General features: G+C 51.6%; 26 protein-coding genes. 20 read left to right on the forward strand and 6 right to left on the reverse strand.

The window, feature by feature from the left end:
* Positions 1–12 precede the first annotated feature (12 nt).
* The 14 genes from lptE (at position 13) to lipA (ending at position 12,844) form a co-directional block, all read left to right on the forward strand.
* Entirely contained in the window at positions 13–603 is a 591-nt protein-coding gene (lptE, locus tag HV213_RS20210) for an LPS assembly lipoprotein LptE (RefSeq protein WP_181483054.1), read from the forward strand.
* On the forward strand, positions 603–1,634 hold the full coding sequence (gene holA / locus HV213_RS20215; protein ID WP_181483055.1) for a DNA polymerase III subunit delta: 1,032 nt from the start codon (positions 603–605) through the stop codon (positions 1,632–1,634). Before lptE ends, holA begins: the two co-directional genes overlap by 1 nt.
* Complete coding sequence (gene nadD, locus HV213_RS20220) at positions 1,627–2,277, forward strand: nicotinate-nucleotide adenylyltransferase (RefSeq protein WP_181483056.1); 651 nt, start codon at positions 1,627–1,629, stop codon at positions 2,275–2,277. The genes holA and nadD overlap by 8 nt, the downstream gene beginning before the upstream one ends.
* Before the next feature lie 74 nt (positions 2,278–2,351).
* On the forward strand, positions 2,352–2,981 hold the full coding sequence (locus HV213_RS20225; protein WP_181483057.1) for an adenosylcobalamin/alpha-ribazole phosphatase: 630 nt from the start codon (positions 2,352–2,354) through the stop codon (positions 2,979–2,981).
* A gap of 223 nt (positions 2,982–3,204) precedes the next feature.
* Positions 3,205–3,522, forward strand: coding sequence for a ribosome silencing factor (rsfS, locus tag HV213_RS20230; RefSeq protein ID WP_004100162.1), 318 nt, complete (start codon positions 3,205–3,207; stop codon positions 3,520–3,522).
* Positions 3,523–3,525: 3 nt separating this feature from the next.
* Positions 3,526–3,993 (forward strand): 23S rRNA (pseudouridine(1915)-N(3))-methyltransferase RlmH, encoded by a 468-nt coding sequence (gene rlmH / locus HV213_RS20235; RefSeq protein WP_004100160.1) that lies wholly within the window; start codon positions 3,526–3,528, stop codon positions 3,991–3,993.
* 27 nt (positions 3,994–4,020) lie between these two features.
* Positions 4,021–5,922, forward strand: coding sequence for a peptidoglycan DD-transpeptidase MrdA (mrdA, locus tag HV213_RS20240; protein ID WP_110273333.1), 1,902 nt, complete (start codon positions 4,021–4,023; stop codon positions 5,920–5,922).
* Entirely contained in the window at positions 5,922–7,034 is a 1,113-nt protein-coding gene (mrdB, locus tag HV213_RS20245) for a peptidoglycan glycosyltransferase MrdB (protein WP_110273332.1), read from the forward strand. Before mrdA ends, mrdB begins: the two co-directional genes overlap by 1 nt.
* A gap of 10 nt (positions 7,035–7,044) precedes the next feature.
* A complete protein-coding gene (gene rlpA, locus HV213_RS20250) occupies positions 7,045–8,142 on the forward strand; it encodes an endolytic peptidoglycan transglycosylase RlpA (protein ID WP_181483058.1) in 1,098 nt (365 codons plus the stop codon).
* Between the two features lie 144 nt (positions 8,143–8,286).
* Positions 8,287–9,486, forward strand: coding sequence for a D-alanyl-D-alanine carboxypeptidase DacA (gene dacA, locus HV213_RS20255; protein WP_110273330.1), 1,200 nt, complete (start codon positions 8,287–8,289; stop codon positions 9,484–9,486).
* Between the two features lie 106 nt (positions 9,487–9,592).
* Positions 9,593–9,856: a DUF493 family protein YbeD gene (gene ybeD / locus HV213_RS20260; RefSeq protein WP_095281214.1), complete on the forward strand. Its 264-nt coding sequence runs from the start codon at positions 9,593–9,595 to the stop codon at positions 9,854–9,856.
* Between the two features lie 98 nt (positions 9,857–9,954).
* On the forward strand, positions 9,955–10,599 hold the full coding sequence (lipB, locus tag HV213_RS20265) for a lipoyl(octanoyl) transferase LipB (RefSeq protein WP_181483059.1): 645 nt from the start codon (positions 9,955–9,957) through the stop codon (positions 10,597–10,599).
* A gap of 138 nt (positions 10,600–10,737) precedes the next feature.
* On the forward strand, positions 10,738–11,691 hold the full coding sequence (locus HV213_RS20270) for a YbeF family transcriptional regulator (RefSeq protein ID WP_181483060.1): 954 nt from the start codon (positions 10,738–10,740) through the stop codon (positions 11,689–11,691).
* Between the two features lie 187 nt (positions 11,692–11,878).
* Positions 11,879–12,844 (forward strand): lipoyl synthase, encoded by a 966-nt coding sequence (gene lipA, locus HV213_RS20275; protein ID WP_181483061.1) that lies wholly within the window; start codon positions 11,879–11,881, stop codon positions 12,842–12,844.
* 243 nt (positions 12,845–13,087) lie between these two features.
* Here the strand turns inward: lipA and tatE are convergent, their stop codons facing one another.
* A complete protein-coding gene (tatE, locus tag HV213_RS20280) occupies positions 13,088–13,294 on the reverse strand; it encodes a twin-arginine translocase subunit TatE (RefSeq protein ID WP_110273326.1) in 207 nt (68 codons plus the stop codon).
* A 127-nt stretch (positions 13,295–13,421) separates the two neighbouring features.
* Positions 13,422–14,210: a deaminated glutathione amidase gene (locus HV213_RS20285; RefSeq protein WP_181483062.1), complete on the reverse strand. Its 789-nt coding sequence runs from the start codon at positions 14,208–14,210 to the stop codon at positions 13,422–13,424.
* A 91-nt stretch (positions 14,211–14,301) separates the two neighbouring features.
* Here HV213_RS20285 and crcB point away from each other — a divergent pair, with 91 nt between their 5' ends.
* Positions 14,302–14,685, forward strand: coding sequence for a fluoride efflux transporter CrcB (gene crcB, locus HV213_RS20290; RefSeq protein WP_112214589.1), 384 nt, complete (start codon positions 14,302–14,304; stop codon positions 14,683–14,685).
* A gap of 57 nt (positions 14,686–14,742) precedes the next feature.
* Here crcB and cspE read toward each other — a convergent pair whose 3' ends face one another.
* On the reverse strand, positions 14,743–14,952 hold the full coding sequence (gene cspE, locus HV213_RS20295) for a transcription antiterminator/RNA stability regulator CspE (RefSeq protein WP_004100146.1): 210 nt from the start codon (positions 14,950–14,952) through the stop codon (positions 14,743–14,745).
* A gap of 199 nt (positions 14,953–15,151) precedes the next feature.
* Positions 15,152–15,727 (reverse strand): lipid IV(A) palmitoyltransferase PagP, encoded by a 576-nt coding sequence (gene pagP / locus HV213_RS20300; protein WP_181483063.1) that lies wholly within the window; start codon positions 15,725–15,727, stop codon positions 15,152–15,154.
* Positions 15,728–16,016: 289 nt separating this feature from the next.
* Between pagP and dcuC the strand changes: the two genes are divergently transcribed.
* The 4 genes from dcuC to uspG all read left to right on the forward strand — a co-directional run bounded on the left by dcuC (position 16,017) and on the right by uspG (position 19,503).
* Positions 16,017–17,390: an anaerobic C4-dicarboxylate transporter DcuC gene (dcuC, locus tag HV213_RS20305; protein WP_181483064.1), complete on the forward strand. Its 1,374-nt coding sequence runs from the start codon at positions 16,017–16,019 to the stop codon at positions 17,388–17,390.
* Positions 17,391–17,482: 92 nt separating this feature from the next.
* Positions 17,483–18,280 carry a ribonuclease I gene (rna, locus tag HV213_RS20310; RefSeq protein ID WP_181483065.1) on the forward strand — a complete coding sequence of 266 codons (798 nt, stop codon included), beginning with the start codon at positions 17,483–17,485 and terminating at the stop codon, positions 18,278–18,280.
* Between the two features lie 185 nt (positions 18,281–18,465).
* Positions 18,466–18,876, forward strand: a complete 411-nt coding sequence (rnk, locus tag HV213_RS20315; protein ID WP_110273321.1) for a nucleoside diphosphate kinase regulator — start codon at positions 18,466–18,468, stop codon at positions 18,874–18,876.
* Between the two features lie 198 nt (positions 18,877–19,074).
* Entirely contained in the window at positions 19,075–19,503 is a 429-nt protein-coding gene (uspG, locus tag HV213_RS20320; RefSeq protein ID WP_112214531.1) for a universal stress protein UspG, read from the forward strand.
* 81 nt (positions 19,504–19,584) lie between these two features.
* Here uspG and ahpF read toward each other — a convergent pair whose 3' ends face one another.
* Both ahpF and ahpC read right to left on the reverse strand, forming a co-directional pair.
* The gene (gene ahpF, locus HV213_RS20325; RefSeq protein WP_112214532.1) at positions 19,585–21,150 is read right to left on the reverse strand and encodes an alkyl hydroperoxide reductase subunit F; all 1,566 of its coding nucleotides are present in this window, start codon (positions 21,148–21,150) and stop codon (positions 19,585–19,587) included.
* A gap of 241 nt (positions 21,151–21,391) precedes the next feature.
* Positions 21,392–21,955: an alkyl hydroperoxide reductase subunit C gene (gene ahpC, locus HV213_RS20330; protein ID WP_052284784.1), complete on the reverse strand. Its 564-nt coding sequence runs from the start codon at positions 21,953–21,955 to the stop codon at positions 21,392–21,394.
* Between the two features lie 406 nt (positions 21,956–22,361).
* On the opposite strand from ahpC, the gene dsbG reads away from it, so the two are divergent.
* Entirely contained in the window at positions 22,362–23,108 is a 747-nt protein-coding gene (gene dsbG, locus HV213_RS20335; RefSeq protein ID WP_181483066.1) for a thiol:disulfide interchange protein DsbG, read from the forward strand.
* The last annotated feature ends 4 nt before the right edge of the window (positions 23,109–23,112 follow it).

Genomic DNA, 23,112 nt, shown 5'->3' on the forward strand with positions numbered 1-23,112 from the left:
GCGGGAGGAAGCGTGCGATATCTGGCAACATTGGTGTTATCTCTGGCGGTGTTAATCACCGCCGGCTGCGGCTGGCATCTACGTAGTACTACGCAGGTTCCAACCGCAATGAAAACCATGATCCTCCAGTCGGGCGATCCGAATGGTCCATTAAGCCGTGCGGTCCGTAATCAGCTGCGTCTGAACGGTATCGAACTGGTCGATGCCAGCACTTTGCGCAAAGATATTCCTTCTTTGCGTCTGGAATCATCGTCGATTCAGAAAGATACAGCATCTATTTTCCAGGATGGCCGTACCGCAGAATATCAAATGGTGATGACGGTGAATGCCAGCGTGCTGATCCCGGGCCATGATATCTATCCGATCACGACCAAAGTCTATCGCTCGTTCTTCGATAACCCGCAGGCGGCATTAGCGAAAGATGCTGAGCAGGACATGATCATCCAGGAAATGTACGATAAAGCCGCGGAACAACTGATCCGTAAGCTGCCAAGCGTTCATGTCGCGGATGTCGAAGCCACAAAAGAGGATGAGAAGCCGGTCGCCACGACCCCAGCATCTTCAACCTCCGGCAACCGCGTCTCCACTACGCTGGGTAACTGATGATTCGGTTGTACCCGGAACAACTCCGCGCGCAGCTCACTGAAGGGCTGCGCGCGGCCTATCTGCTGCTTGGCAACGACCCACTGCTGTTGCAGGAAAGTCAGGACGCAATACGCGAAGCCGCTGCTGCCCAGGGCTTTATCGAACACCACTCCGCCACTATTGATGCCAGCACCGACTGGTCAGCCCTGTTCTCTCTGAGCCAGGCGATGAGCCTGTTTGCCAGTCGTCAAACGCTGCTGCTGATACTGCCGGAAAACGGCCCTAATGCCGCCATCAATGAACAGCTGGCGACGCTTGTCGGCATGCTTCACGACGACTTATTGCTGATTGTTCGTGGCAATAAGCTAACAAAAGCTCAGGAAAACGCCGCGTGGGTGACAACCCTTGCCAATCGTGCGGTACAAGTGAGTTGCCAGACGCCGGAATATGCCCAGCTACCGCGCTGGCTCGCCGCACGCGCAAAACAAAATAATCTGCAGCTTGATGACGCAGCCAGCCAACTGTTGTGCTACTGCTATGAAGGCAATCTGCTGGCACTGGCGCAGGCCCTCGAGCGTCTGTCATTACTGTGGCCTGACGGCAAACTGACGCTACCGCGCGTTGAACAGGCGGTGAATGATGCCGCTCATTTCACCCCTTATCACTGGGTTGATGCGTTACTGGCAGGCAAAAGTAAGCGCGTCCTGCACGTGCTGCAACAACTGCGTCTGGAAGGCAGCGAACCGGCAATTCTACTGCGAACACTCCAGCGTGAGCTGCTGCTGCTGGTGAACCTGAAACGACAGTCTGTTCATACGCCGCTGCGTTCGTTATTCGATAAGCATCGGGTATGGCAGAATCGCCGGCAACTGGTCAGCGATGCTCTCGCTCGCCTCAGCGCCGACCAGTTGCGCCAGGCCGTCACGTTACTGACCCGCGCAGAACTCACCTTCAAGCAGGATTACGGACACTCCGTCTGGCCCGAGCTGGAAAGTCTCTCTTTGTTGCTCTGCCATAAAGCGCTGGCAGACGTTTTTATTGATGGTTGATATGACTCAGTTGCAGGCTATGTACGGCGGCACCTTCGATCCGGTGCACTATGGTCACCTTAAACCGGTGGAAATTCTGGCTAACCAAATCGGTCTGAATAAAGTCATTATTGTACCCAACAATGTGCCGCCGCACCGCCCGCAGCCCGAGGCCACCAGCGACCAGCGTAGGCACATGCTGGAGCTTGCCATCGCCGATAAGCCTTTGTTCATCCTTGACGATCGTGAACTTAAACGTGATACACCGTCATATTCGGCGCAAACATTGCGGGAGTGGCGTCAGGAGGAAGGGCCGAAACGACCGCTGGCCTTTGTTATTGGCCAGGATTCGCTTCTCACCTTTACCACCTGGCACGACTATGAAAGCATTCTTGATAACGTTCATTTGATCGTTTGCCGACGTCCGGGCTATCCGCTGGCAATGGATTGCGAACAAGATCAGCTGTGGCTGGACAAACATCTGACCCACGATGTTGAGCGCCTGCACAGCAGCCCGGCAGGCGTTATCTATCTGGCCGAAACGCCATGGTTTGATATCTCTGCGACAATAATCCGCCAGCGTCTTGAGACGGGTGAATCCTGCGCCGATATGCTGCCAGCAGCAGTACTGGACTATATCCGCCAGCAAAAGCTTTATTGTTGACCCGGCGCTGGCGATGCCGCTGATAAACAGAGTATCGTTGTGCTTCGTCTCTTTCCTCATTAGCGAGGTTAATCATGAAATTATGGTTAGTTCGTCACGGTGAAACCGAGGCCAACATCGCGGGCCTGTACAGCGGGCATGCTCCTACTTCATTAACCGAACGTGGTGTCAGTCAAGCGCACGCCCTGGGAAAGCGCCTTCATGCTGTCCCCTTCCAGCGCGTATTTTGTAGTGAACTCGAACGAACCCAACGCACGGCCAGCCTGCTGCTTGGCGAACGAGAAATTCCCCAACAATATTTTCCCGAACTCAATGAAATGTTCTTTGGCGACTGGGAAATGCGCCATCATAGGGATTTACAGCACGAGGATGCGGAAAACTACGCCGCCTGGTGCGCCGACTGGCAGCACGCCGCCCCCACCAACGGTGAAGGCTTTCAAGCGTTTGCCCAGCGGGTCTCCGGCTTTACCGCCACTCTCCCCCGATATCAACAGCTTGAGCATCTGTTAATCGTCGGTCATCAGGGCGTCCTTAGCCTGTTGATTGCCCAATTGCTCAACATGCCGGCGGCCTCAATGTGGCACTTCCCCATCGAGCATGGCGCATGGAGCATGGTCGATATCCAACCAGATTTCGCCACGCTTCGGGTGCTAAATAGCCAGGCCGTCTGGCTAGCGGAAGAAGAATTGCGCGCAGACCATTGACAGACCAAAGCAGGCTGTTATTCTCCGCAGCCAGGCTGCACCCGCCATTTGAACTTTGCAGAAATTGTTTTACAAAAATGGCGATGCAATCATCGGCGATGGATGGGATGATAGCCGCCTTCACCGCCTGTCTATCGACATTTATCCCGACTTTGTCACCAGTTCGGGTATACTGTCAGGCTGTTTATTATTATCACACTTCACACTCACCCAGGGGGAACTCTTGCAGGGTAAAGCACTCCAGGATTTTGTTATCGACAAAATTGATGACCTGAAAGGTCAGGACATCGTAGCCATTGACGTTCATGGCAAATCCAGCATTACAGATTGCATGGTTATCTGCACAGGCACCTCCACACGCCATGTTATGTCCATCGCCGATCACGTTGTGCAAGAATCTCGCGCCGCCGGTATGCTGCCGCTGGGCGTTGAAGGTGAAGCCGCTGCCGATTGGATTGTTGTGGATCTTGGCGACGTTATGGTTCACGTCATGCAGGAAGAGAGCCGTCGTTTGTACGAGCTGGAAAAACTCTGGAGTTAATGCGTGAAGCTGCACCTGGTGGCCGTTGGCACCAAAATGCCGGACTGGGTTCAGACCGGCTTTAGCGAGTATCTGCGCCGTTTTCCAAAAGATATGCCGTTCGAACTGGTGGAGATCCCCGCCGGTAAACGCGGTAAAAATGCTGACATCAAGCGCATCCTTGAAAAAGAAGGGGAAATGATGTTGGCGGCCGCAGGAAAAAACCGCATCGTGACCCTGGATATCCCGGGGAAACCGTGGGATACGCCACAGTTGGCGCGCGAACTGGAGCGCTGGAAACAGGATGGCCGCGACGTCAGCCTGCTCATCGGCGGCCCGGAAGGCCTTTCTCCAGCTTGTAAAGCGGCAGCGGAACAAAGTTGGTCGCTCTCAACGCTCACATTACCTCACCCGCTGGTTCGCGTACTGGTGGCCGAGAGTCTTTATCGGGCGTGGAGCATTACCACCAACCACCCTTACCACCGTGAGTAATGATGACCAGGGTAGACTAAGCAGCGAATGAAATTACAGAATTCTTTCCGCGACTATACGGCTGAATCCTCGCTGTTTGTGCGCCGGGCGCTGGTCGCTTTTTTGGGGATTTTGCTGCTTACCGGCGTACTGATCGCCAACCTCTATAACGTGCAAATTGTGCGTTACACAGACTATCAAACACGCTCGAACGAAAACCGCATCAAGCTGGTCCCTATTCCGCCGAGTCGCGGCATTATCTACGATCGCAACGGTACGCCGCTGGCGCTTAACCGCACAATTTACCAGTTGGAAATGATGCCGGAGAAGGTCGATAACGTACAGCAGACGCTGGATGCGCTGCGTGACGTCATCGATCTGACCGATGACGATGTGGCGAACTTTAAAAAAGAGCGCTCACGCTCGCATCGCTTTACCTCTATTCCGGTGAAAGTGAACCTTACCGAAGTCCAGGTGGCTCGTTTCGCGGTTAACCAGTACCGCTTCCCCGGCGTGGAAGTCAAAGGCTATAAACGCCGTTACTATCCCTATAATTCCGCCCTTACCCACGTTATCGGCTACGTCTCTAAAATTAACGATAAAGACGTCGATCGCCTGGATAAAGAGGGGAAGCTGGCTAACTATGCCTCGACGCATGACATCGGTAAACTCGGTATTGAGCGCTACTACGAAGATGTGCTGCACGGGGAAACCGGCTATGAAGAGGTCGAGGTTAACAACCGTGGTCGCGTGATTCGTCAGCTTAAGGAAGTCCCACCGCAGGCCGGGCGCGATATCTATTTAACGCTCGACCTGAAACTACAGCAGTATATTGAAACGCTGCTCGCGGGAAGCCGCGCGGCCGTCGTTGTAACCGACCCACGAACCGGCGCGATCCTCGCATTGGTATCGACTCCAAGCTACGATCCGAATCTGTTCGTTGACGGCATCTCCAGTAAAGATTATTCAGGCCTGCTCAACGATCCGAATACGCCGCTGGTCAACCGCGCGACTCAAGGGGTATATCCTCCTGCCTCGACGGTTAAACCCTACGTTGCTGTCTCAGCGCTCAGCGCGGGCGTGATCACTCGTAATACCAGCCTGTTTGACCCCGGCTGGTGGCAACTGCCAGGTTCAGATAAACGCTATCGCGACTGGAAGAAGTGGGGCCACGGGCATCTGAACGTCACCAAAGCACTGGAAGAGTCCGCTGATACCTATTTCTATCAGGTTGCTTACGATATGGGTATCGATCGCCTGTCCGAATGGATGAGCAAATTCGGGTACGGTCACTATACTGGCGTTGATCTCTCTGAAGAACGCTCCGGCAATATGCCTACCCGTGAGTGGAAGCTCAAACGCTTCAAGAAGCCGTGGTATCAGGGCGATACTATTCCGGTCGGCATCGGTCAGGGCTACTGGACCGCAACGCCGATTCAGATGAACAAAGCGCTGATGATCCTGATTAACGACGGTGTCGTCAAAGTGCCGCACCTGCTGCAAAGCACGGTTGAAGATGGCAAACCAGTACCATGGGTACAGCCGCACGAACCGCCGGTCGGCGATATTCACTCTGGTTTTTGGGAAATCGCCAAAGACGGAATGTATGGCGTAGCCAACCGTGGAAACGGTACTGCACATAAATATTTCGCCAGCGCGCCGTATAAAATTGCGGCGAAATCGGGCACCGCCCAAGTCTTTGGCCTGAAAGCCAATGAAACCTATAACGCGCACCGAATCGCAGAACGCCTGCGTGACCACAAACTCATGACGGCATTTGCCCCTTATAACAACCCCCAGGTTGCCGTTGCAATCATTCTCGAGAACGGCGGCGCAGGGCCTGCAGTTGGTACCATTATGCGCCAGATTCTCGATCATATAATGCTGGGCGATAACAATACCAATCTGCCGAGTGAAAATCCGGCGGTCACGGCTGGGGAGGATCAATAATGACGGATAATCCAAACAAAAAATCGCTATGGGATAAAATCCATCTCGATCCCACCATGCTGCTTATCCTGCTGGCGTTACTGACCTATAGCGCGCTGGTTATCTGGAGCGCTAGCGGTCAGGACATGGGCATGATGGAGCGCAAAATCGGCCAGATCGCCATGGGCGTCGTTATCATGATCGTCATGGCGCAGATCCCGCCGCGTGTGTATGAGGGCTGGGCTCCCTACCTCTACATCGTCTGTATTATCCTGCTGGTGGCGGTGGATGCCTTTGGCGCAATTTCCAAAGGGGCGCAGCGCTGGCTGGATCTCGGTATCGTCCGTTTTCAGCCCTCGGAAATCGCGAAGATTGCCGTACCGCTGATGGTGGCGCGCTTTATCAACCGCGATGTTTGTCCACCATCGCTAAAGAATACCGCCATTGCGCTGGTGCTGATTTTCCTGCCCACGCTGCTGGTTGCCGCGCAGCCTGACCTCGGAACTTCGATTCTGGTAGCGTTATCCGGCCTGTTCGTCCTGTTCTTGTCTGGGCTGAGCTGGCGTCTGATCGGCATTGCGGTGGTGCTGGTCGCCGCCTTTATCCCCATCTTGTGGTTCTTCCTGATGCATGATTATCAGCGCCAGCGCGTGATGATGCTGCTCGACCCGGAAACCGATCCGCTCGGCGCGGGCTACCACATTATTCAATCAAAAATCGCTATCGGATCCGGTGGATTACGCGGAAAAGGCTGGCTGCACGGCACCCAGTCGCAGCTGGAATTCTTACCGGAGCGCCATACCGACTTTATCTTTGCCGTTCTGGCTGAGGAGCTGGGGCTGATTGGCGTACTGATCCTGCTGGCGCTGTATATTTTGCTTATCATGCGTGGGTTATGGATCGCCTCCCAGGCGCAAACCACCTTTGGTCGGGTTATGGCTGGGGGTTTAATGTTGATTTTATTCGTTTATGTCTTCGTAAATATTGGTATGGTAAGTGGTATTTTACCAGTGGTGGGGGTACCTTTGCCGCTGGTCAGCTACGGGGGCTCAGCCCTAATCGTATTGATGGCCGGGTTTGGTATCGTCATGTCGATCCATACTCATAGAAAAATGTTGTCGAAAAGCGTTTAAGGGGTTCGCGATGCGTAAGCAATGGCTGGGGATCTGCATAGCAGCAGGGCTGCTGGCGGCATGTCAGAGTGATGACGTTCAACAGAAAACGGTCAGCACTCCACAGCCGGCCGTTTGTAATGGACCAACTGTGGAAATCAGCGGTGCCGATCCACAGTACGAAACGCCTAACGCAACGGCGAATCAAGACTACGAACGCGATGGCAAAAGTTATAAAATCGTCCAGGATCCCTCTAACTTCACCCAGGCTGGTTTTGCCGCTATTTACGATGCAGAGCCGAACAGCAACCTGACCGCCTCAGGGGAAGCCTTCGACCCGACGCAGCTCACCGCCGCGCATCCGACGTTACCGATCCCAAGCTACGCGCGGATAACAAACCTCGCGAACGGGCGAATGATCGTGGTACGCATTAACGATCGCGGACCTTACGGCAACGATCGCGTCATCTCGCTTTCACGTGCCTCAGCCGATCGTCTGAATACCTCGAACAATACCAAAGTGCGTATCGATCCGATCGTTGTCACCCCAGATGGATCACTTTCCGGCCCCGGCATGGCCTGTACGACCGTTGCTAAACAGACCTACGCTCTGCCTGCACGTCCGAATCTCGATGGTGATAACGGCGCGGCCATCGGTCAACCCGCACAAACTGATGTTCATGCCATCAGCAACTCAACTTTAAAGCCAGAAGATAGCACCGGTGCGCCGGTAAACAGCGGCGGGTTCCTTGGCGCGCCAACGCCGCTGAACAGTGGGGTGCTGGAAAGCAGTGAGCCAGTTGTACAAACCGCGCCGGTTACTGCTCCAGGTTCGGTCCAGGGCGGCGTAGCGCCTGCCGTAGCAGCGACTGCTGCGGTAACACCAGCGGCTGCCACCACCAGCGGTGACTTCGTCGTACAGGTGGGTGCCGTCAGCGATCAGGCCCGTGCGCAGCAGTATCAGCAGCGCCTGAGCCAGCAATTCTCCGTACCCGGCCGCGTGATGCAAAACGGCGCGGTATGGCGTATTCAATTGGGCCCATTCAGCAGCAAAGGGCAAGCCAGCACGGTTCAACAACGCTTGCAAAGCGAAGCTCAGCTGCAATCATTTATTACTCGCGCCAACTAAACGCGTCGGGCTGTTGTCCTCCGCTCACCACGCATGACAAAGTCATTAACAAAGTCATGCGCAATGTCGGATGCTGGCCCGCAGTGCATTTGCTATAGTAAGGCACTTTTTTTTAACTCCATCACGGATGCCGTTGTTCAGACCATGAAGACCTCTTTCACCGCTCGTTTACTTGTTACGGCGCTCTCCGTGGCAGCGCTATCCTCAGCTGCCCGCGCCGATGACCTGAATATCAAAACTATGATCCCTGGCGCCCCGCAGATTGATGCCGAATCCTGGGTTCTTATCGATTACAACTCAGGCAAGGTATTGGCTGAAAATAACGCCGATTCCCGCCGCGACCCGGCGAGTCTGACCAAGATGATGACCAGCTATGTTATTGGTCAGGCGATGAAAGCGGGCAAGTTTAAAGAATCCGATCTGGTCACCGTTGGTAACGATGCGTGGGCGACCGGTAACCCAGTCTTTAAAGGCTCCTCACTGATGTTCCTTAAGCCTGGTATGCAGGTACCGGTTTCCCAGCTGATCCGCGGTATTAACCTGCAATCAGGTAATGATGCCTGTGTAGCTATGGCCGACTATGTCGCTGGTAGCCAGGATGCCTTCGTCGGCCTGATGAACAACTACGTTAACGCTCTGGGTCTGAAGAACACCCATTTCCAGACCGTTCATGGCCTGGATGCCGATGGTCAGTTCAGCTCGGCGCGTGATATGGCGCTGATTGGCCAGGCGCTGATCCGCGATGTGCCGAACGAATACACCATCTACAAAGAAAAAGAGTTCACCTTTAACGGGATTCGCCAGCTCAACCGTAACGGCCTGCTATGGGATAAAAGTCTGAGCGTCGACGGCATTAAAACGGGCCACACGGACAAAGCGGGCTATAATCTCGTGGCTTCGGCAACCGAAGGCCAGATGCGCCTGATCTCCGCCGTGATGGGTGGACGTACCTATAAAGGCCGTGAGTCCGAGAGCAAAAAACTGCTGACCTGGGGCTTCCGCTTCTTTGAAACCGTTAACCCGATTAAAGCCGGGAAAGAGTTCGCCTCTGAACCCGCCTGGTTTGGTGATAACGATCGCGCCTCCCTCGGTGTGGACAAAGACGTTTATCTGACTATCCCTCGTGGTCGTATGAAAGACCTGAAAGCCAGCTATGTCCTGAACAATGCCGAACTGCACGCGCCGCTGCAGAAAAACCAGGTTGTTGGCACCATTAATTTCCAGTTGGACGGTAAAACTATCGATCAGCGCCCGCTGGTCGTACTGCAGGAAATTCCGGAAGGCAATTTCTTCGGCAAAATCATTGATTACATTAAGTTAATGTTCCATCACTGGTTTGGTTAAAAATCGAACACTTGAAAGTGTGATTTGCGTCCCCATATACTAGGTATCCTGATAACTCCCACACGTCGTGGGAGTTATTATTTTTTGTTGTAACACCGGAGCTGACATGAAAACCAAACTTAACGAACTGCTTGAATTCCCTACTCCTTTTACTTACAAAGTAATGGGACAGGCGTTGCCGGAGCTGGTTGACCAGGTGGTTGAAGTGGTACAGCGCCATGCACCAGGTGATTACTCTCCGACGGTAAAGCCCAGCAGCAAAGGCAACTACCACTCGGTCTCCATCACGATTACCGCCACACATATCGAGCAGGTAGAAACCCTGTACGAAGAGTTGGGCAATATTGAAATCGTGCGAATGGTGCTGTAAACCGATTCCTTGACCCGGCCTTTGTGCCGGGTAATCCTCTCTTTCTCGCTGTGATATACTCCCCACTCAAGTTATTCTCTCTCTGCGGAGACGTTGTTTTGCAGCACAATAAAATTCTCATCCGCCAACTCGGCCTGCAACCTTACGAACCTGTCTCGCAGGCAATGCATGAGTTCACCGACACTCGCGACGACTCCACCCTGGATGAAATCTGGTTGGTCGAGCATCATCCTGTGTTCACTCAGGGTCAGGCCGGAAAAGCCGAACATGTTCTCGTTCCTGGCGATATCCCAGTGATTCAGAGTGACCGTGGCGGGCAGGTTACCTATCATGGTCCCGGGCAGCAGGTGATGTACGTCCTGCTGAATCTTAAACGCCGTAAGCTGGGCGTACGTGAGCTGGTCACCCTTTTAGAGCAAACCGTCGTGAACACGCTAGCAGAATCTGGCATTGAGTCGCACCCCCGCGCCGATGCTCCCGGCGTCTATGTCGGCGAGCAAAAAATCTGCTCTCTGGGCCTGCGTATCCGTAAAGGTTGCTCATTCCACGGTCTGGCGCTGAATATCGCCATGGATCTGTCACCATTCCTGCGAATTAACCCGTGTGGTTATGCTGGTATGGAAATGACCCAAATGCGTCAGTGGCAGCCGAATGCTCGTCCAGAAACCGTTGCTCCGCAATTGGCCGCGAATCTGTTGGCGCTGCTAAATAATCCACCGTACGAATACATTTCAGTCCGGTAATTATTACGTCCCGTGGTCGCGGGACGTCACATTTCCCTCTCACAACAAATTAAGTCTTTATATTTGCTGTGTATTATCACGAACCAGAATGAGTCTGGTCGCTATAATGATGCTACTCACCATTATCGGAAATATAGAGTGGAAGAAAATAACGCTCCAGCAGAATCAACTGACCCGCAAGACGATCGCCACGGTCGGCAGATGTTCCGCATTTTGCGTAACATAGACCTGAATTTATTGACTATTTTTGAAGCCGTATATGTGCATAAAGGCATCGTTAATGCAGCAAAAGTGCTCAATATCACCCCCTCAGCAATCAGTCAGTCAATCAATAAACTGCGCGCACTCTTCCCCGATCCGCTGTTTATTCGCAAAGGCCAGGGCGTAACGCCTACCGCCTATGCGACGCATCTTCATCAGCATATTAGTCAGGGAATGGAGGCTTTTCTCAACGCGCTGGATTTAACCGGTGATACGCACCAGGAGAGAGTGATAACCATCGCGACCTCTCCGGCTATCGGAGCGTTGATAATGCCGGTAATTACCAAAAAACTGAGAGCCGCCTTTCCTCAGGTATTGCTGCATAATATCGCCATCAACGACGCCGTCAGCCAGCTGAATCAGCGTCAGGTCGATCTGTTGATCGACAGCTTCGCGCACGCCGGGCTGTCGATTACGCATCATGTGTTATTTCAGGATAGTGTGCACATATACTGCCGGGCAGGCCATCCAGCGTTAAAAATGCCGGCAACTCCAGAAAACCTTCGCCAATATGAATTCGCGCTGCTGCAACCTGAGCATCATCGCTATGCGACAATTCTGCGTCGCCTGCATGAACACCTGGGCGAGCGTCGCTGCGGCTTCAGTAGCTACAATTTGTTAACTCAGGCCGCACTGGTCAGCGAAAGCGAGATGCTGGGGCTGATTACTTCCGGGATGTTCTCCCTGGTAGAGCGCATATGGCCGTTAAAAATGCTTGATTTCCCACCTTTACAGGCGGAAAAAATTGATGTTTCGCTACATTACAATAAGCTCAGCGCGCAAGAGCCCTTATTGAAAGAGATTGTAGAGACCATTCGCCAGGCCTTTTAGGTGATAAAGCACGTGAGGGAAAAGCATAAAACAACAACTATTTTACAATTTGCCGTGTTACCAGGCTGCTTTCTGCCCCGCATCAATGGTATACTGCCTGCGCTTAATTCAAAAATAGTTGATAAATACAACATTTTCTTGAATTAATTCGCTTTCCTTCGTGACTTGCAACTGGAACACGCACGCTATGAGTAAACCCATTGTGATGGAACGTGGTGTTAAATACCGCGACGCCGATAAAATGGCCCTTATCCCGGTGAAAAACGTGGCAACTGAGCGTGAAGCTCTGCTCAGAAAACCGGAATGGATGAAAATCAAACTTCCGGCTGACTCTTCCCGTATCCAGGGGATCAAGGCAGCGATGCGTAAGAACGGCCTGCACTCCGTGTGCGAAGAAGCCTCTTGCCCGAACCTCGCGGAATGTTTTAACCACGGAACGGCGACTTTTATGATTCTGGGTGCCATCTGTACCCGTCGTTGTCCGTTCTGCGACGTGGCGCACGGGCGCCCGGTCACTCCAGACGCCAACGAACCGCAAAAGCTGGCGCAAACTATTGCCGATATGGCCCTGCGTTACGTTGTGGTGACCTCCGTTGACCGTGACGATCTGCGCGATGGCGGCGCTCAGCATTTTGCCGACTGCATCAGCGCTATTCGCGAGAAAAATCCGACCATCAAAATTGAAACCCTGGTTCCGGACTTCCGCGGTCGTATGGATCGTGCTTTGGAAATCCTCCAGTCGACACCGCCGGATGTGTTTAACCATAACCTGGAAAACGTGCCGCGCCTGTATCGCCAGGTTCGTCCGGGAGCCGATTACAACTGGTCTCTGAAGTTGCTGGAGCGTTTTAAAGAAGCACATCCGGAGATCCCGACTAAATCGGGTTTGATGGTTGGTTTAGGTGAAACGAACGCCGAAATCGTTGAAGTGATGCGCGATCTACGTCGTCACGGCGTCACAATGCTAACTTTAGGTCAATATTTGCAGCCAAGCCGTCATCACCTGCCGGTACAGCGTTATGTTAGCCCTGATGAGTTCGAAGAGATGAAAGGTGAAGCCATGGCAATGGGCTTTACCCACGCCGCCTGCGGGCCGTTTGTTCGCTCGTCCTATCATGCTGACCTGCAAGCCAAAGGTATGGAAGTGAAGTAATCCGTACCTCGACTGCTGCGTGAAATCTGGTAGCGCAGCAGTTTACTTTTCTGTTCTGCTACTCCCGAAATTCCCCATTGAAATGAATTAACCCAGCGCAGTAACAGTTGGTTGCATCTTTTTAGGCGAAATAACGTATATATAACAAAAAGAGGCCGCAACGACTAACGCTGCGGCCTCTTTGCCGTCCAGGTTCACACCTGTCGGCAGCGTGCTCCCCTCCACCGGGAAGCACGAAGTGAATTACTCTTTATGAGAGAGTTTCTGTGCCGGGATCTCTTCCTCTGCACTGGTTTTCTTCGCACTATCATCGTCATCGTTCATGGCCTTTTTAAAGCCTTTGATGGCCGAGCCCAGGTCTCCACCCAGCGTGCGTAATTTTTTGGTACCAAACACTAAAATAATCAGCGCTGCGACTACCAGCAGTTTGGTAATACTAATCTCACCCATAGCTAACCTTCTTCTCTAATACAAGCTGCGAATACGCCATCATACACGCATACAATTAACGGCTATTTGACGCGCGGACACAATAGCAATCTGTAACAAGGTGAATCAAGCCTTGTTTAAAAAAACGTCATAATAATTGCGGTGGCGCAAAGCGACGATTCTGCAACACCGGCAAGCGTTCCCGAACCAGCTGAAGATAATCAGCTGAAACCTCAGCAAAAATCAACTGCGGCTGTTCTCCCGCCCCAGCGATCGTCGTTCCAAGAGGATCAACAATACGACTCTGTCCAATATTGCGGGTTCCGCACTCACCTGCCGCGATAATATAACAGGTAGTATCCAGCGCCCGCGCCGCCAGCAACGCCGACCAATGATGTTCCTTCAGCGGCCCTTTCACCCACGCAGTGGGTAATATTAAGAGTTGCGCCCCGCTGAGCGCTAGCGACAGCGCCAGTTCAGGAAAACGCAAATCGTAGCAGGTCATCAGCCCGACGCGCATCCCATCAACCTCAATAAGAGGCGGAATTTGCTGTCCGGCATCGACCAACCGGGATTCCTGAATATTGAAAGCATCATACAGGTGTAGCTTCTGATATTGCGCAATAATCTTACCCTGACGTAAAGCCACCAGCGTGTTAGTTGCCCGCCCCTCGCCTGAAGGCACGTGCAAAGTCAGCACCGTCGTCAACACGCTGTTTTTACTTTCCGCCAGCAGTAACTGTAAAAAGCCACCATCCAGGAGTTGGGCTGATTTAACCGATAAATCCGCATCGTTGTCATCTCGAGCAAGTAGCGCTTCTGGTAATACCAATAACGAAGCCCCCCTCCCGACAGCCTGACGCATCAGCACGACGCAAGTCTGCGCATTGGTCATCCAGTCCGGCGTTACGGCAAATTGTCCGGCAGCAACAAGCATCTTTTCTCTCCCATCAGGTAATTCATAGCCAGCAAGGTATTTCGCGCGCTACACTCGAAGTTTAGTATCAATCAATAAACAGGGAATGACCGTGTTGCAACTCCTTTTGGCTGTATTTCTTGGCGGCGGCACAGGCAGCGTTTTACGCTGGTGGCTGGGTATGAAGCTTAATCCCATGCACCACGCTCTCCCCATTGGTACTCTTACTGCTAACCTGCTAGGGGCATTTATTATCGGAGCCGGTCTGGCCTGGTTTAATCGACTGACGGGTATCGATCCGATGTGGAAACTGCTTATCACCACCGGCTTTTGCGGCGGACTGACAACCTTCTCCACATTTTCCGCCGAAGTGGTGTTTCTTCTGCAGCAGGGGCGCTTTAGCTGGGCATTACTGAATATCGTCGTCAACTTATTAGGCTCGTTTGCCATGACGGCAGCGGCATTCTGGCTATTTTCTCAGACAGCAAGCCGCTAACTACAGGCAAAAAAAAACCCGCTAAGAGCGGGTTTTTATATTCTACTGACGCGTTGCTTAGATAGGCATTACGTTTGCAGCAGAAGGGCCTTTGGCACCGTTAGTGATTTCGAACTCTACACGCTGACCTTCAGCCAGAGTTTTGAAACCGTTGGACTGGATTGCAGAGAAATGTACGAATACATCTTTGCTGCCATCTTCCGGAGTAATGAAACCGAATCCTTTGGACTCATTAAACCACTTAACGTTACCTTTAATCTTAGACATCAAAATTACCTTTATATGAAAAAATCGACACTAATACTGTGTCGGGCATCAGTACACCAATTGTGGTACCTTTTGTCCAGCGCAACTTTGCTAAAAAGTGATAAAAGTCTCTATCTTTTTGTAGACATATAACTTTAGTCATTGTTTTTTCAGAATATAGTCCGCTTATCACTTTTGTTGCAATGCAATGCTGTGCTGGTTAAAACTGGATGCGCGCCCACGCAAAGTAAACGTTACCGTTGTTATAGGTACCTGGAATATAGGTCATTTGGAATGTTGCAGGACCGTAACCAATGGAGGCCAGAGGCAGCACAACTGGAATAGGGATATAGTTCCAGTTATCACGCGCCGTTACGCCAAGGGTATAGCCTAAACCAAGATGGAAGTTATCGTCAGCCAACGGACGCCAGGTTTTTTCCCAACCGTAGCCGCCAATGGGCTCCCATTTGTTATAGGAGTCTTTGAAGGCCATGAGGTAAATACCATTCCAGTTCCCTTTATCATCCCAACGCGAAATGCCAAAGCCCGCCCCCCAGGGACGTTCGTTATACTTATCCGTTTTTTCTTTATCGTAGGCGAAACGAGCATGCCAGGTCACCGCCGGTATGAAAAGATCGTACTGCTCAGGTTCATTCCAGGTCTGCGCAACGTTATCACTTAGCGTGTTGTAACCATCGCGCAGCGTTGAGCTAAACGATGCGTTAGCAGTAGCGGATGAGAGCAGCAGTCCCAGGCATCCAAGAAAAAACCATGTAAATCGACTCAGCATTAACACTTCTCTATTACCAGTATCATTTTTAAAGCGGGTTAAGATAGCAAAGATAAACTTAATAATACCTTAACGGAATTAGGCAAACTCTTGATTTGTCCGGTACAAAAATCTGAAAATCATCACGACTGGCGTTTTGGCCACGTCCCCATTGTACGGCAATTAGGGTATTCTCACCGCTTTATTGATTTGCATCAGCGAGTTCTGCCCGTTTTTTAGGCACATTCGCTCACTTAATTTTTTCTTCGCTTTGTTTATCAGCAGATTCTTTGGGTTAATGGCTTAGGGGTAAAAGATGCTTACGCTAGTAGAGATCCTCATCGGGATTGTGGTCATTGTGGGCGTCGCCCGCTATATCATTAAAGGCTATTCTGCCACCGGCGTGTTGTTCGTCGGTGGTTTGGTATTACTCATCGCCAGTGCGGTTATGGGGCATAAGATTCTACCTGGTGATGCAAAGAGCACCGGTTACTCCGCCACAGATATTATCGAATACGTCAAGATTCTGCTCATGAGCCGCGGCGGCGACCTCGGCATGATGATAATGATGCTCTGTGGTTTCGCGACCTACATGACGCATATTGGCGCCAACGACATGGTAGTGAAACTGGCCTCAAAGCCGCTGCGCTATATTAACTCTCCATACCTGTTAATGATCGCCGCCTATTTCGTGGCCTGCCTGATGTCGCTGGCAGTCTCTTCAGCGACCGGTCTCGGCGTGCTGTTGATGGCAACCCTGTTCCCGGTGATGGTCAACGTCGGCATTAGCCGCGGCGCAGCGGCCGCTATTTGTGCCTCTCCGGCAGCGATTATTCTCTCCCCCACTTCTGGCGACGTGGTGCTGGCCGCCAAAGCCGCCGAAATGCCGTTGATAGACTTTGCCTTTAAAACCACCCTGCCTATTTCCATTGTGGCCATCATCAGCATGGCTATCGCCCACTTTTTCTGGCAGCGCTATCTCGATAAAAAAGAAAATGCCTCGCACGAAATGCTGGATGTGAACGAGATAACCACCACAGCCCCTGCTTTTTACGCCATCCTGCCGTTTACACCGATCATTGGCGTACTGATTTTCGACGGTAAATGGGGTCCGGAGCTACACATCATCACGATCCTCGTTCTCTGCATGCTGTTGGCCGCAGTACTAGAATTCTTTCGCGGCTTTAATACCAAAAACGTGTTTAATGGTCTGGAAGCCGCTTACCGAGGTATGGCGGATGCTTTTGCTGGCGTAGTCATGCTGCTGGTTGCCGCAGGCGTCTTTGCCCAAGGGCTGAGCACCATTGGTTTTATCAATGGCCTGATTTCTATCGCCACCTCATTTGGTTCAGCCAGCATTATCCTGATGCTGGTATTGGTTATTCTGACGATGCTAGCGGCGATGACCACCGGTTCCGGCAACGCACCATTCTATGCCTTCGTTGAGATGATCCCGAAGCTGGCACACTCTTCCGGTATCAATCCCGCTTATCTTTCCATCCCGATGCTGCAGGCGTCTAACCTTGGACGAACTATTTCCCCCGTCTCCGGCGTGGTGGTCGCGGTTGCCGGGATGGCAAAAATATCACCTTTTGAAGTGGTTAAACGCACCTCAGTACCCGTTCTGGTTGGGCTGTTGGTCGTTATAGTCGCTACCGAAATTTTGGTCCCGGGCAGTGCTATTCACTAGCCGTGAAACCACGCGAAAAGGCGCCTGTTGGCGCCTTTTTTATGCTTTAATAACTCAATGTTATTAATGACCGTCAGTCATCAGGAATAAAAATGTTCAGGAAGGATTTCGTCGCCATTGCTCTGTTGCTTATTTCTACTCAGGCCAGTGCAGACCCGCTAATAGCAACGCAATACGGCGATTTCGACCGCTACGTGCTGGCCCTCTCCTGGCAAACGGGATTCTGTCAAAGTATGCATGACAAAAACCGTAGCGAGCCGGATGAGTGTCGTTTACAGCAAGAAATCGCAAATAAAGCCGATTTCCTGACCGTACACGGGTTATGGCCCAGCTTGCCAAAATCCATCGCCGCACGCGGCGTAGACGAACGTCGCTGGATGCGTTATGGCTGCGCGACACGTCCACTCCCTAACATGCCAGAAGCCAAAGCCGGAAGAAAATGCCAGGCAGCGGAAACCGGTCTGTCGCTAGAGATGGCGAATAAGCTCAACGGCGTGATGCCAGGTTCCGGTGGCAATTCGTGCCTTGAGCGCTATGAATATGCCAAACACGGCATTTGCTTCGGTTTTGATCCTGATAACTACTTCGGCGCTATGGTTCGTCTGAACGGTGAAGTCAAACAGAGTGCTCTGGGGGTATTCCTTGCACAACACTATGGGCAGACCGTGAGCCGTGAGGGTTTCGATGCCGTAGTCGCGCAAGCCTTTGGAAAACAGAACGTTAAAGCGTTTAAATTAACCTGTAGCGGCAACCCTGCCTATCTGACCGAGATGCAAATCTCGATCAAAGCCGCAGCCATAAATGCCCCACTTTCCACAGATTCATTTTTGCCTCAGCCCCATCCGGGTAATTGCGGTAAGCAATTTGTATTAGATAAAGTGGGTAGCTAAGGGAAGCAAACTATGATGCCGTTATCATAAATTTCATATGGCTCAGCTATTGATCATTGATGAATGTGCGTTTAATCACTTCAAACCGTCGACAAGTCTCAGTATGATGAGAGGACATTAACCCTTGCCATTTTCGGCGAGGGTTTTCTTTTACGGATAGGTTCCTGGATAACATGGAGTATGCGATGACCAGACCCGCAATCATCATTAATGAACTCGATGCAGAACGCATCGACCGACTGCTGGAACAACCGGCTTTCGCCAACTCTCCGGTGGCGGATGCATTGAACGACGAACTGGACCGGGCACAGATGCTCGCCCCGGAAGCCATGCCGCATGATGTCGTCAGCATGAATAGCCAGGTCAGATTTCGCGATTTAACAACGGGTGAAGAACGCGTACGCACGCTGGTTTTCCCCTCTCAGGTCACGGATAGCGCTACGCAGCTATCGGTCATGGCCCCGGTCGGCGCAGCCCTACTGGGCCTGAAGGTTGGTGGTACCATTCACTGGGAATTACCCGGCGGCACCTCAACGCATCTTGAAGTACTGGAACTGCTGTATCAACCGGAAGCCGCAGGCGATTATCACCGTTAATCTCCCTACTGCCTGAGGCGTTTCGCGCTTTATTCAGAGGATGTACTCGCATCCTCTTTCTGCATATTTCACTGTCCTTGCTGCTTTTGACAAATTTTTACGCCCTCCCCTACCCGATCTGACAGTTTTGCGACCTGAATGGCACAATATTCTCCTATAATATGTTGATATAGAAACCAACGAACAAGGAGGAAGCATATGTACAAGACGATCATTATGCCTGTTGATGTTTTTGAGATGGAGCTGAGCGATAAAGCCGTCCGCCATGCGGAGTTTTTAGCCCAGCAGGACGGGGTTATCCATCTCCTTCACGTACTTCCCGGTTCATCAAGCTTCACAATGAGTCGCTTCACAGCAGACCTGCGTCGCTTTGAAGAACATTTACAGCATGAAGCAGAAACCCGTCTACAAACGATGGCCGGGCATTTCAGCATTGACCCGTCGCGAATCAAGACGCATGTCCGTTTCGGCACCGTGCGTGATATGGTCAATGAACTGGCAAATGAAATTAAAGCCGATGTGGTGGTCATTGGTTCACGCAACCCTTCAATCAGCACGCATCTGCTGGGTTCCAATGCCTCAAGTGTGATTCGCCACGCCCATATCCCGGTAATGGTTGTTCGGTAAGTTGAACGTAATTGAGATAAAAAAGAGGCTACCCCAGGGTAGCCTCTTTACTTTGCAGGTTTGGTCTTACTTTATTATGAATTATGCAATCGTAGTGCGAATCAGGTAATCGAACGCGCTCAGGGACGCTTTCGCACCTTCGCCCGTGGCGATAATAATCTGTTTGTACGGTACGGTGGTGCAGTCACCGGCAGCAAAGACGCCCTTCACGTTGGTTTCACATTTCGCATCAATGATGATTTCACCCATGCGGTTACGTTCAACTGCGCCTTCCAGCCAGTTGGTATTCGGCAGCAGACCGATTTGCACGAAAATCCCGGACAGCGCCACGTGATGCTCATCACCGCTAACGCGGTCACGATACTGCAAACCGGTTACCTTACTACCGTCACCCACCACTTCCGTGGTTTGTGCATTCAGAATAATATCGACATTCTTCAGGCTGCGAACCTTATCCTGTAATACCTGATCCGCCTTCATTTCCGGCGCAAACTCGAGCAGAGTCACATGTTCAACTACTCCGGCGAGATCAATCGCCGCTTCAACGCCTGAGTTACCGCCGCCGATAACCGCAACGCGCTTACCTTTAAACAGTGGGCCGTCGCAGTGTGGGCAATAGGTTACACCTTTAGTACGATACTGATCTTCGCCTGGTACGTTCATGTTACGCCATTTCGCACCGGTCGCAATAATAACGCTACGCGCTTTCAGCACCGCGCCGGAAGCGGTCTCAACCTGATGCAGCCCCCCTTCAACGGTAGCCGGAATCAGTTTAGATGCGCTTTGAGAGTCAATAACATCGACATCATATTCATTGACGTGCGCTTTCAAAGCGCCAGCCAGTTTCTGGCCTTCGGTTTTCGGCACTGAGATATAGTTTTCGATATCTACGGTATCCAGCACCTGGCCGCCAAAACGTTCCCCCATCAGGCCAGTACGAATACCTTTACGTGCCGAGTACACCGCCGCCGCCGCACCTGAAGGGCCGGAGCCGACAATCAGCACATCATAAGCTTCACGTTTGTTCAGCTCTTCCGCCGCGCGTTTTTCCGCACCGGTATCGACTTTGGCAACGATCTCGCTCAGCGTCATACGACCCTGGCCAAATTCCTGACCGTTCATAAATACTGCCGGAACGCCCATCACGTTGCGATCGGTGATTTCGTTCTGGAACGTGCCACCATCAATTGCTGTATGCTTGATGCGCGGGTTCAGTACCGCCATCAGGTTCAGCGCCTGAACAACATCCGGGCAGTTATGGCAGGTCAGTGAATAATAGGTTTCAAACTCAAAATCGCCGTCGATATCGCGTATCTGCTCCAGCAAAGTCTGTGCTTCTTTTGAAGGATGACCGCCCATCCACAGCAATGCTAAAACTAAAGAGGTGAATTCATGTCCCAGCGGAGAACCGGCAAAGCGCGGCCCCTGCTGTGAACCCGGATTCGTAATCAGGAAAGAAGGCTTGCGCACCGACAGGCTATTTTCTTCTTTAAAGGTGACTTTGTCTGACAGTTCAGCAATTTCAGCCAGCAGTTCCCTGATTTCTGCCGATTTAGCGCCGTCATCCAGCGTGGCAATCAGCTCAACAGGTTTAGTCAGTTTCTCAAGATAAGCCTTGAGCTGGGTTTTCATGTTGGTGTCGAGCATTTTTAATCTCCTGGGCTTAAAACATCATCATGCAAGCGGCCTGGTCCAGGCTGCCTGAATGCGCTTGCATCATAGTGTTGGAATAAAACGGGCGCGGCGCACCCGCTTGAGGATTAATTCGCCAGTATTTCGCGTGACAGGAAGGCAGCAAGCTTATGAATCCCCGGGAGCTTACATAAGTAAGTGACCGGGGTGATTAAGCGAAGCCAACACACCTGTAGCGCGAAAGACGCTGCGAATTTTAGATCTTACCGACCAGATCTAAAGAAGGAGCTAAAGTCGCTTCACCTTCTTTCCACTTAGCCGGGCAAACTTCACCTGGGTGAGAAGCTACGTACTGAGCAGCTTTGATTTTACGCAGCAGGTCAGACGCATCACGGCCGATACCTTCAGCGGTAACTTCGATTGCCTGGATAATACCCTGCGGGTCGACAACGAAGGTTGCACGATCTGCCAGACCTTCATCTTCACGCATATTCTCGAAGTTACGGGTCAGGGCGCCAGTCGGGTCACCGATCATCGCGTATTTGATTTTCGCGATGGTATCAGAGCTACCGTGCCATGCTTTGTGGGTAAAATGAGTGTCAGTAGAAACGGAGTACACATCGACACCCAGCTTCTGCAGCTCTTCGTAATGGTCCGCAACGTCGCCTAATTCAGTCGGGCATACGAAGGTGAAGTCAGCCGGATAGAAGAAGAAGACGCTCCAGCGGCCTTCGGTATCTTTCTCGGTAACTTCGATGAATTCACCGTTTTTGAACGCCTGGTTTTTAAAAGGTTTGATTTTGGTATTAATTAAGGACATCTATACTTCCTCCGTGTTTTCGTTGAGGTCTAAGTTAACGAATTTTTCCTGACTCGACCAATGCGTTTGCATTATCAAATCAATAAGCGTTATCTAACAACCGGAACAAGACAACTTTGTGAACCTATCAACGCGATCGCAGCCTTACGCCGCTTTTCACATCATATGTTGCTGAAAAGTAAAAAGGCCGCCCAATCAGGCGGCCCCGTTACCTGAAATACCCGCAGGTAGATTCAGCGCCAGGCTGACTGGCTATGTGTTGCGCTCTACACCTTAATGTAACAGCATAGGGATTACATCACCCGCTGGCTTAAAGGGCAATCTCCCCAGCTCCAGGTCCTACCTATGGCTGCAATAGGTTTTACCACTATACTTACTCTTCCCATTGATTTAACAAGGAATGATCATGTTAAAACGTCTGTTTTTCCTCAGTCTTTTACCCTTATGCAGCTATGCCGAGGATCTTCCCGCCCCCGTAAAAGCAATTGAAAAACAGGGTATTACCATCATTAAGTCCTTTGAAGCGCCTGGCGGAGTTAAAGGTTGGTTAGGAAAATATCAGGATATGGGCGTCGCCATCTATCTGACGCCTGATGGCAAGCACGCCATTTCAGGCTATATGTATGATGAGAAGGGTACCAACCTCAGCGAACAGTTATTTCAGAAAGAGCTTTATACGCCCGCAGGCCAGGTGATGTGGAAAAAGCTAGAGGGAGCCAACTGGCTTCTTGACGGCAAAAAAGAGGCCCCTATTGTCCTGTATGTTTTTGCCGATCCGTTCTGTCCCTACTGCAAACAATTCTGGCAACAGGCTCGTCCGTGGGTAGACGCGGGAAAAGTTCAGTTGCGCACCCTCTTAGTCGGTGTCATCAAACCTGAAAGCCCAGCCGCGGCGGCAGCGATTCTTGCTAGCAAAGATCCGGCGAAGACCTGGCACGACTATGAGCAATCCGGTGGTAAAATGCAGTTGGATGTGCCAACGTCCATTCAGCCAGAACAAATGAAGGTACTTAATTTCAACCAACAATTAATGGATGAACTCGGTGCTAACGTGACTCCGGCCATTTACTATATGAATAAAGAAAATACACTTCAGCAAGCGATCGGGCTTCCAGATAAAGAAAAACTACAGATTATGATGGGTGCAAAGTAAGCGT

Origin of the sequence: Klebsiella sp. RHBSTW-00484 (assembly GCF_013705725.1) — a bacterium.
In the GTDB taxonomy this organism is placed as follows: Bacteria; Pseudomonadota; Gammaproteobacteria; order Enterobacterales; family Enterobacteriaceae; genus Klebsiella.

What these genes read in the sequence shown, in the direction of transcription:
- holA (WP_181483055.1), top strand. Translation starts at nt 603, where the DNA reads ATGATTCGGTTGTACCCGGAACAACTCCGCGCGCAGCTCACTGAAGGG.
- nadD (WP_181483056.1), top strand. Translation starts at nt 1,627, where the DNA reads ATGGTTGATATGACTCAGTTGCAGGCTATGTACGGCGGCACCTTCGAT.
- HV213_RS20225 (WP_181483057.1), top strand. Translation starts at nt 2,352, where the DNA reads ATGAAATTATGGTTAGTTCGTCACGGTGAAACCGAGGCCAACATCGCG.
- mrdA (WP_110273333.1), top strand. Translation starts at nt 4,021, where the DNA reads ATGAAATTACAGAATTCTTTCCGCGACTATACGGCTGAATCCTCGCTG.
- mrdB (WP_110273332.1), top strand. Translation starts at nt 5,922, where the DNA reads ATGACGGATAATCCAAACAAAAAATCGCTATGGGATAAAATCCATCTC.
- rlpA (WP_181483058.1), top strand. Translation starts at nt 7,045, where the DNA reads ATGCGTAAGCAATGGCTGGGGATCTGCATAGCAGCAGGGCTGCTGGCG.
- dacA (WP_110273330.1), top strand. Translation starts at nt 8,287, where the DNA reads ATGAAGACCTCTTTCACCGCTCGTTTACTTGTTACGGCGCTCTCCGTG.
- ybeD (WP_095281214.1), top strand. Translation starts at nt 9,593, where the DNA reads ATGAAAACCAAACTTAACGAACTGCTTGAATTCCCTACTCCTTTTACT.
- lipA (WP_181483061.1), top strand. Translation starts at nt 11,879, where the DNA reads ATGAGTAAACCCATTGTGATGGAACGTGGTGTTAAATACCGCGACGCC.
- tatE (WP_110273326.1), bottom strand. Translation starts at nt 13,294, where the DNA reads ATGGGTGAGATTAGTATTACCAAACTGCTGGTAGTCGCAGCGCTGATT.
- HV213_RS20285 (WP_181483062.1), bottom strand. Translation starts at nt 14,210, where the DNA reads ATGCTTGTTGCTGCCGGACAATTTGCCGTAACGCCGGACTGGATGACC.
- cspE (WP_004100146.1), bottom strand. Translation starts at nt 14,952, where the DNA reads ATGTCTAAGATTAAAGGTAACGTTAAGTGGTTTAATGAGTCCAAAGGA.
- dcuC (WP_181483064.1), top strand. Translation starts at nt 16,017, where the DNA reads ATGCTTACGCTAGTAGAGATCCTCATCGGGATTGTGGTCATTGTGGGC.
- rna (WP_181483065.1), top strand. Translation starts at nt 17,483, where the DNA reads ATGTTCAGGAAGGATTTCGTCGCCATTGCTCTGTTGCTTATTTCTACT.
- rnk (WP_110273321.1), top strand. Translation starts at nt 18,466, where the DNA reads ATGACCAGACCCGCAATCATCATTAATGAACTCGATGCAGAACGCATC.
- uspG (WP_112214531.1), top strand. Translation starts at nt 19,075, where the DNA reads ATGTACAAGACGATCATTATGCCTGTTGATGTTTTTGAGATGGAGCTG.
- ahpF (WP_112214532.1), bottom strand. Translation starts at nt 21,150, where the DNA reads ATGCTCGACACCAACATGAAAACCCAGCTCAAGGCTTATCTTGAGAAA.
- ahpC (WP_052284784.1), bottom strand. Translation starts at nt 21,955, where the DNA reads ATGTCCTTAATTAATACCAAAATCAAACCTTTTAAAAACCAGGCGTTC.
- dsbG (WP_181483066.1), top strand. Translation starts at nt 22,362, where the DNA reads ATGTTAAAACGTCTGTTTTTCCTCAGTCTTTTACCCTTATGCAGCTAT.